Origin of the sequence: Nguyenibacter vanlangensis (genome assembly GCF_013376155.1) — a bacterium.
GTDB classification, from domain to species: Bacteria; Pseudomonadota; Alphaproteobacteria; order Acetobacterales; family Acetobacteraceae; genus Gluconacetobacter; species Gluconacetobacter vanlangensis.
This window is the reverse complement of sequence record NZ_JABXXP010001072.1, coordinates 1-741: the sequence shown is the minus strand read 5'-3', so window position 1 is coordinate 741 and position 741 is coordinate 1. Positions and strand designations below refer to the sequence as shown.

Here is a 741-nt window from a genome sequence, read left to right as displayed (position 1 = left end):
GTGGCCATGGGCTATGTCGCGGCGGGGTACGAGGCGACCGGCACGGCGCTGTTCGCCGAGCTGCGGGGCAAATTTTTGCCGGCGCGGGTGGCGGCGCTGCCGTTCACGGCGCCCGGATTCAGGCGGTAGTCCCGGACGCCGGGTTTCGGGAATTGACGGGTTTGGGTGGAGAGACGGACATGACGGTTTATTACACGAAGGATCATGAATGGCTGCGCGTCGAGGGGGATGTCGCGGTCGTCGGCATCACCGCCCATGCGGCCGAGGAACTGGGCGAGCTGGTGTTCGTCGAGGCCAAGGAGGACGGCACCGCGGTGGCGCAGGGTGACAGCGTGGCGGTGGTGGAATCGGTCAAGGCGGCGTCCGACATCTATGCCCCGGTATCGGGCACGGTGGTGGGCTTCAATGCCGCGCTGACCGACGATCCGACCCTGGTGAACGGCGCGCCCGAGGGCGAGGGCTGGATCCTGAAGCTGCGCATCGCCGATGCGGGGCAGCTTGCGTCGCTGCTGGATGCGGCGGCCTATGCCGCGCTGGTCGGCTGATCCTGTCGCGGAGACGATGAACGTGGCGCCCTCGACCGAGCACTCTTCCACCGTGCATTCTTCGACTCTCTGGCGGACTGCGCGTCCCGCCGCCGGGTCCTTCTGCGCCCGCCATGTCGGCCCGCGCGACGGCGAGGTCGCCGCCATGCTGGAGGCGGTCGGTGCGCCGTCGCTGGATGCGCTGATGGAGCAGACG

The 741-nt window shown here is 69.0% G+C and carries 3 protein-coding genes; all 3 read left to right on the top strand.

Annotated elements, in window-relative coordinates; genetic code table 11:
* The first annotated feature begins 6 nt into the window (after nt 1–6).
* The gene (locus HUK84_RS21295) at nt 7–129 is read left to right on the top strand and encodes a hypothetical protein (protein WP_374729408.1); all 123 of its coding nucleotides are present in this window, start codon (nt 7–9) and stop codon (nt 127–129) included.
* A 50-nt stretch (nt 130–179) separates the two neighbouring features.
* Nucleotides 180–545 (top strand): glycine cleavage system protein GcvH, encoded by a 366-nt coding sequence (gene gcvH, locus HUK84_RS21290; RefSeq protein WP_176641937.1) that lies wholly within the window; start codon nt 180–182, stop codon nt 543–545.
* A gap of 16 nt (nt 546–561) precedes the next feature.
* On the top strand, nt 562–741 hold a 180-nt coding region (locus HUK84_RS21285), incomplete at its 3' end, for a hypothetical protein (protein WP_176641936.1).